This window comes from Oscillatoria sp. HE19RPO (assembly GCF_024220515.1).
Classification (GTDB): Bacteria; Cyanobacteriota; Cyanobacteriia; order Cyanobacteriales; family Laspinemataceae; genus Laspinema.
On record NZ_JAMXOT010000263.1, the window covers coordinates 1 to 6,985 of the forward strand.

Sequence of the window (6,985 nt, forward strand, 5' to 3'; positions counted from 1 at the left end):
ATTCAGCTAAAGAATACATTGCTCATCGACTATTTACCTCTATTGAAGATTTAGAGGCTTTATTACATAAACTTTTAAATGAAGGAGAGCTAATTATTCGCTGGTCTCGTAAATTAAAAAATAAGGGAAATGCAGTTATCCCAATTTAAATGCTGAACAGCTTAATGAGTCTCCAACTTTCATTACAATGAATCCCGGCAACGGGATTGAAACATCAAAGAACTTCTGGAGAACAACGAAATAGTTAAACTTTCATTACAATGAATCCCGGCAACGGGATTGAAACTCGTAATGAGTAATGCTAGAGTCTTCCCAGACCAGGACTTTCATTACAATGAATCCCGGCAACGGGATTGAAACCTTCCTTCCATAAATCGTCCATCGGGATGAGCAAGCTTTCATTACAATGAATCCCGGCAACGGGATTGAAACCAAATCGCAAGCAAACTTACGGCAGGCAACCAAGCTCTTTCATTACAATGAATCCCGGCAACGGGATTGAAACTCAACCCAGTAAGAGAAACGGAATTGGGCCCCATTGTCTTTCATTACAATGAATCCCGGCAACGGGATTGAAACAAGACATCCGGAAGCTATCGGCCATTTACGCTTCCGGGCCTTTCATTACAATGAATCCCGGCAACGGGATTGAAACTTCCCACTGGCTCTGAAGGAACAATAAATTCTATTGCTTTCATTACAATGAATCCCGGCAACGGGATTGAAACACTACTGAACAACGGTAAACCTGAGCCACTTAAATACCTTTCATTACAATGAATCCCGGCAACGGGATTGAAACGATAATTGTACCGGGGATAATTATCCCCGTTAGCTTTCACTACAATGAATCCCGGCAACGGGATTGAAACGATCGCTGCCCCGAGGAATGCTCCGGCGTTAAAGGCTTTCATTACAATGAATCCCGGCAACGGGATTGAAACTTCCGCCAGAGCTAGTTCTGTCTGACGCATTCAGCTTTCATTACAATGAATCCCGGCAACGGGATTGAAACGTAAATGGACTCATCCCGCAAAACGAATCCATCAGCTTTCATTACAATGAATCCCGGCAACGGGATTGAAACTCATGCAAAACACTATCCGGGTCGGTTGTCAGAGCTTTCATTACAATGAATCCCGGCAACGGGATTGAAACATAGCGACATCACGCATTGCATTGAGGCTCGGTGGCTTTCATTACAATGAATTCCGGCAACGGGATTGAAACAGCAAGAGGGCTTGAGCGGCCAATACTATTTCGGCTTTCATTACAATGAATCCCGGCAACGGGATTGAAACTCTTTAGAGGAGCTTTGATGGAATGACTTTAAACTTGGCTTTCATTACAATGAATCCCGGCAACGGGATTGAAACGATACCGAAGGGAACTATGCTTATTTTTCATGAGTTCTTTCATTACAATGAATCCCGGCAACGGGATTGAAACGAATCTTGCCATCCATCACGCCCATAAAATCCGCCCTTTCATTACAATGAATCCCGGCAACGGGATTGAAACCTTGATGGGGTGGGGTGATAGCTTAAGGACTGAGGCTTTCATTACAATGAATCCCGGCAACGGGATTGAAACAGATTTTAATTCTAAGATTGCGTGCTTTAACTAAACTTTCATTACAATGAATCCCGGCAACGGGATTGAAACTGTTCCTCAAGGATTTCAAAAATTTGGTTTTCTACCTTTCATTACAATGAATCCCGGCAACGGGATTGAAACACGCACGATATCCTTAACGCCCTATGGAATGGAACTTTCATTACAATGAATCCCGGCAACGGGATTGAAACCACCTGTCATACAAGCTGAGTACACCTGTCATACAAGCTTTCATTACAATGAATCCCGGCCACGGGATTGAAACTTGTTTCAGGCCCATAAATGTACGCAGATTAGTGATAAGGTTACCCTGCATAAATTAGAGTTTTAAAATTAAAAAATCACCCGGGAGGTTGAGGAGTCCAAAAACATGGAAAAAATAGGATTTTGTAAGATAACAAAATTTGCTTAAAGATAACGACTGAAGTCGTTACTACAAACAAAAATAACGACATACGTAATTATTTTTAACTTAGTCTAAATTAACTAAGTTTAACTTATTTTTCTGCTCTTTCATCTCTACAATAATTTGCAGCTTTTGCATGAACTCATCAGTTAATTGGGAAAAAGATTTAGCTCCAATGGAGGTGGGATGAGTTAGAAAAACGGGGAGGAAACTATCCACCGCTTTAGAAACATTGACATCCATTGGAATTCTGGTTTTGAAAATTTTGGTCTCTCCAAAATCATCATGGACCCGGCGCATAACTTGCCGGTAATATCTACCTGTGAGTAAATTCCCAGACATGGTAAAGACTATTCCCACCATTTCTAAATCCAGGGGATTGTCGTTTTTATAAATTTCTCTGAGTTGGTTAATGCGTCTTTCTAATAACTGAATTCCAATCAGAGAGAGGGGTTCGGGTTTGGCTGGCAAAATATAATAATCACTGGCAACTAAGGCGCTGCGGGTCAATAAATTGTAACCGGGGGCGCAGTCTAGGATGATGAAATCATAATCTTTCATCACCGGCTCTAAAATTCCCCGAACTAGAATCTGCTCTAATTTAGTCCAAACTTCTTCAAAGTTATCTTTGCCGAGGCGCAAGGCTTTGCGATGGAGCACTTCAGAAACCATAAAATCATCATAGATTTCTAGGTCTCCGGGGAGTAAATCTAATCCTTTAACATTCCCAATATAGGGTTTAATAATATCTTGAATGGGTAATGATTTTTGGTTGATGGGTTGAATAAAATCATTGACTAAATGCTTTAAGGTGCGTTTTTCTTTCCGCAGTTTAGAAAAGTCATGGGGAGAAACTAAACTGAGGGTGGCGCTAATTTGAGTATCCAAATCCACGACTAACACTCGTTTCTGATAGTCTTTGGCTAAACAGGCGGCTAAGTTAACGGTTAGGGTAGTTTTCCCGACGCCCCCTTTCATATTGATGGTTGAGATAATGTATGCCATGCCGTGAGTTCTCCTGAGTTTGATGCACGCTAGGACTAATCAGCCCCCCCTCGGTTGTCCCCGTTTATTATAGGGGGTGATGGGTCGAATCCTGTGGGGGTTTTACCCCCTTACTGGATCTTTATTCCGCAAGGCACCACCGATCGCCCTGACGTCCGAAAATTGAGAGCAACCTCCAATATCAAGCTGCTCTCCCCCGATTCCTTAAAAAATTCTAAAAATGATAACATATCCAGTTTTAATTAAACTTTCAGGGGTGGCGATCGCCCCTTCACCCTAAACCGATCCGTTGATGCAATTCTGGCAAATATTCAATCCTTAACTTGCAATTTTTGGGAGAAGTTTCTGCCGCCTAAAATCAAAGCCGCCCCAAAATAGGGCGGAACAGAATCATCGGTTATCCCGCCTGACGAGATGCCGGGTTGATCCTATCCTCCGCCGTCGTCTTGTAGCGCATGAGCCTAGACTGCTGCTTAATCCGCCCGGACATACTGGCGTGCTGTAGGGTCATAAAGGCATTCAAGTCTTCTAAATCATATTTAGCACTGAGCAGATCTCTAAGCTGGTCCTCGGCTTCCACAGTCAGATAACCCATTGCCAAGGCTTGTTGTACGATGTCCCGGATGCGAATCATAGTCAGGTTCCCTCTTGTTTTCTTTGATGAGTTTAGTATCGCCTTTTGCTCAAAGCTTCTCAGTGACGAGCATTTCCTGATTTCTGTGATGTTTCCTACCCTGGATAGTGAGGCGTTTTCCCGTTTTCAGGTGACGAAACCAAACTCGTGAAGTGATGCCGATCGCAACCCCATTGTTTGTCACCCTTCGATCAACCCCGATTTCTTCCTCCCTGGGAAGGGATTTGCTGGGGTCTAGGACCCTCAACGGGACGGGCGATCGCCCCCGCCTGCCTCTTTATTTACACCAGTCCCCCCACCTCAAGGGTTTCTAGGCGATCGCGCCGTCCCCGTCAAACCCCCTCAACCCGTAAAAAAGCAGACGAGTTGTCCCCAGTTCTGCTACAATCAATTTAGCCTTGGGGCTGTGGCTCAGTTGGATAGAGCAAGCGCCTCCTGAAGCATCGGGCACCTTGGAGGAAACTCCAGGAGTGAATGTGGTCAAATTCAAGAAAGCCTAAGTCTGTATTCAGCTTTCCAATCAAAGCCAATGGACAGATAAGGTAATCTTGAGCCAAGCCTTTGAACGGCTAAACAACAGCACTGCATCGGAAAAAATTGACGTTTGATCCGGTCCCCCTGTGATTCTAGCTGTCAAAGGAAGGTGCAGAGACTGGTTTGAGAGAGTCATTAGAGATGGACTTTAATGTCGCATCCAAAGTAGAACAACGAGGCATTTTAGTGGGGATGTTATTGGGTCAGGGAAAAAGAAATCAAAACAATTTCTATATTTCCCATCGGGCCACCCAAGAGAATTACGTTTTGTTTAAAAAACAACTTCTCGAACAAATCACCCAACAGCCGGTTAGCATCCGACCTCGAACCACCAACCGGGGAGAGCAACTCCTCTGTTTAGAACCGAAGTTGATTCCCTTGACTCGGGTCTTGGTTAAGAAACTCTATTGCGGCGGGATTAAAACTGTCACAACTCAGTTTCTAAACCTCTTAACCCCCGCTGGAATCGCCTTATGGTTCTTAGACCGAGGGTCCAAGTCCTTTAAAAAAAGGAACGGGAAAATTCACGCCCTAGAAGTGTATCTAAACACTGACCTCTCCGAATGGGAAAATGAAATCATTATTGATTATTTTTCAGAAATTTGGGGATTCAAATGGGGCCTGAGTAAAACTTCCGATGCTTATCGACTGAGAATGGGAACTCAAGAAGGAAAACGATTTCTCGCTTTCATCACCCCTTATGTCCCGGACAGTCTACGCTATAAAGTACAACCCTCCTCAAACGTAACGGCCACCACCTACGGACCTCCAGTCTAAGGTGAAGGAATAGTCCAGAGAGTGAGGAAACTCACACAAATCTGAAGCGCTAGGTCGCCGGTTCAAATCCGGCCAGTCCCGTTCTCTGTTAGTCTATAGTACGAAAACTTGCACCCGGTTCATGGATCATGAACTCGGGTGGCTCGTTCGGTGACTACTCAATCAATAGTTGGTAACTTGAGATATGTTGTTGAAGATCTGTCTGAAAGGAAGACTTCACGGGAGTGCAAAAACGAAGCGGTCCCCAGGCAGATCTTGGGTATGGCTGCTTTTGGGATTGTCCTTGATGGGCGCGATCGCCTACAAACAAATCAGAAACTATATTGATACCCCCCAAGCCCTGTTAGTCTTGGGGGGCGCTTTAGAGCGCGAAGAATTTGCCGCCGAATTTGCCCGAAACCATCCCCATTTGCCAATCTGGGTCTCTGGAGGCAGCAATCCAGAATATGCCGAATGGGTCTTTTCCAAAGCCGGGATTGACCTAGAACGGGTGCATTTAGACTATCAAGCCCAGGATACCGTCACCAATTTCACCACCCTGGTTGACCAATTAAAATCCCAGGGGATCGAGAGTGTGTATCTGATTACTTCCGATGATCATATGCGCCGCGCCCAAGTGATTGGGGAGATTGTGTTAGGGAGTCGGGGGATTACCTTCAAGCCCCTCCCCGTCCCCTCGGGGCGATCGCCCGAACCCATCGAAAAAGCCATTCGCGATGGAGCCCGAGCCATTTTGTGGCTCACCACCGGACACACCGGGGCCAGGTTTGCCCCAGCCCAGGGGGAGGAGGATTAGGGGAGATGGGGGAGATGGGGGAGATGGGGAGGATGGGGGAGGATGTTTGTAGTAACGACTTCAGTCGTTTCCTCTTGACAAGCAGATGCAGGAAATTGTTTGTAGTAACGACTTCAGTCGTTTCCTCGTTACTTGGCTTCAGCCAAGTAACGCGCCCCTCTGCGGATCCTCCAGTTCTCTTAATTCGCTCATGGTGTCTGTCACGGCTTCAGCGAGAAAACGACTGAAGTCGTTACTACGAACGGGGGATAACGACTGAAGTCGTTACTACAAACATCCTCCCCCATCCTCCCCCATCCTCCCCATCTCCCCCATCGCCCCCATCTCCCCTAATCCTCCTCACCGACCTAAATCATGTAACCCATGAATCACCTCTACACAGTGCTGAGTGATCGCCTCCAACTCTTCTCGCTTCGTGGAAGATGGGGCGGGGATCGCCTCGCCGATGCGAATAGTTACCGGAACGGGTTTGGGAACGACACTGCCTTTTTTGACGATCGCCTGAGTTCCCCACAGACTCACCGGCAAGATAGGTACTTTCGCCTTAGCTGCAATCAGGGCCGCACCAAGTTTGGGGTTGTGAATGCGTCCATCGGGACTACGAGTACCGTCTAGGAATAGCCCCGTTGCCCAACCGTCTTCTAGGGATGATAATGCCGATCGCATTGCCGCGCGATCGCTTTCTCCTCGACGGACTGGATAGGCCCCATACAAAGAAATCACCTGTTTTAAACCCGGAACCTGGAATAACTCTTCCTTTGCCATAAAAGCAACCGGACGGTTCATACAGCTAGACAGAATCGGAGGGTCGTAATCACTGGCATGATTGCTCACCACCACTACAGGGCCGGACAGTGGCACATTTTGAGCGCCATAAATCCGCCCCCGGAAGTAGGTATGCAGCATGGGGCTAACCACCGACCACTTCAACAAGTTATACAGAATTAAGCTGGCAACAGGTTCGCGGGTTTTTTCCACAAGAAATGAGCAATCAACAATGAGGAATGGGATCTTAGAGCAGTTTCCACCGTTATGAGGTAAATTTTGGGGAGTGCGAGCATCTTGCTCGCTATCGTTAAGGGGATTCCAACAAATAAATCATCCTTGCTTTGATGCGATCGCACCTAACAAGGCTCTTTTAGCCCGCGCAGGCGGGCTTTGTCCGTGTAGCCCCAGGCTTGAGCCTGCGGGTTTTTTGAAGGTTTTATTTTTTGGA

General features: G+C 46.2%; 6 protein-coding genes, 1 pseudogene and 1 CRISPR repeat array. Of the genes and pseudogenes, 4 read left to right on the forward strand and 3 right to left on the reverse strand.

The window, feature by feature from the left end:
- Positions 1-149: pseudogene (locus tag NG833_RS22070) on the forward strand (IS630 family transposase); the annotation flags it as partial.
- A gap of 27 nt (positions 150-176) precedes the next feature.
- Positions 177-1,882: direct repeats of the CRISPR family, unit length 37 nt; unit sequence CTTTCATTACAATGAATCCCGGCAACGGGATTGAAAC.
- A gap of 207 nt (positions 1,883-2,089) precedes the next feature.
- On the opposite strand, the gene NG833_RS22075 reads toward NG833_RS22070, so the two are convergent.
- A complete protein-coding gene (locus NG833_RS22075) occupies positions 2,090-3,028 on the reverse strand; it encodes a ParA family protein (RefSeq protein ID WP_254567432.1) in 939 nt (312 codons plus the stop codon).
- A gap of 397 nt (positions 3,029-3,425) precedes the next feature.
- The gene (locus tag NG833_RS22080; protein ID WP_254567433.1) at positions 3,426-3,662 is read right to left on the reverse strand and encodes a hypothetical protein; all 237 of its coding nucleotides are present in this window, start codon (positions 3,660-3,662) and stop codon (positions 3,426-3,428) included.
- Between the two features lie 177 nt (positions 3,663-3,839).
- Here NG833_RS22080 and NG833_RS22085 point away from each other — a divergent pair, with 177 nt between their 5' ends.
- The 3 genes from NG833_RS22085 (at position 3,840) to NG833_RS22095 (ending at position 5,769) form a co-directional block, all read left to right on the forward strand.
- The gene (locus NG833_RS22085; RefSeq protein WP_254567434.1) at positions 3,840-4,058 is read left to right on the forward strand and encodes a hypothetical protein; all 219 of its coding nucleotides are present in this window, start codon (positions 3,840-3,842) and stop codon (positions 4,056-4,058) included.
- Between the two features lie 279 nt (positions 4,059-4,337).
- On the forward strand, positions 4,338-4,973 hold the full coding sequence (locus NG833_RS22090; RefSeq protein ID WP_254567435.1) for an LAGLIDADG endonuclease: 636 nt from the start codon (positions 4,338-4,340) through the stop codon (positions 4,971-4,973).
- A 184-nt stretch (positions 4,974-5,157) separates the two neighbouring features.
- Positions 5,158-5,769, forward strand: coding sequence for a YdcF family protein (locus NG833_RS22095; protein WP_254567436.1), 612 nt, complete (start codon positions 5,158-5,160; stop codon positions 5,767-5,769).
- 339 nt (positions 5,770-6,108) lie between these two features.
- On the opposite strand, the gene NG833_RS22100 is transcribed toward NG833_RS22095, so the two are convergent.
- On the reverse strand, positions 6,109-6,747 hold the full coding sequence (locus tag NG833_RS22100; RefSeq protein ID WP_254567437.1) for a 1-acyl-sn-glycerol-3-phosphate acyltransferase: 639 nt from the start codon (positions 6,745-6,747) through the stop codon (positions 6,109-6,111).
- Positions 6,748-6,985 lie beyond the last annotated feature (238 nt).

Bases quoted from the DNA above. Each gene is read 5' to 3' on its own strand.
- NG833_RS22075 (WP_254567432.1), bottom strand. From the start codon at position 3,028: ATGGCATACATTATCTCAACCATCAATATGAAAGGGGGCGTCGGGAAA.
- NG833_RS22080 (WP_254567433.1), bottom strand. From the start codon at position 3,662: ATGATTCGCATCCGGGACATCGTACAACAAGCCTTGGCAATGGGTTAT.
- NG833_RS22090 (WP_254567435.1), top strand. From the start codon at position 4,338: ATGGACTTTAATGTCGCATCCAAAGTAGAACAACGAGGCATTTTAGTG.
- NG833_RS22095 (WP_254567436.1), top strand. From the start codon at position 5,158: ATGTTGTTGAAGATCTGTCTGAAAGGAAGACTTCACGGGAGTGCAAAA.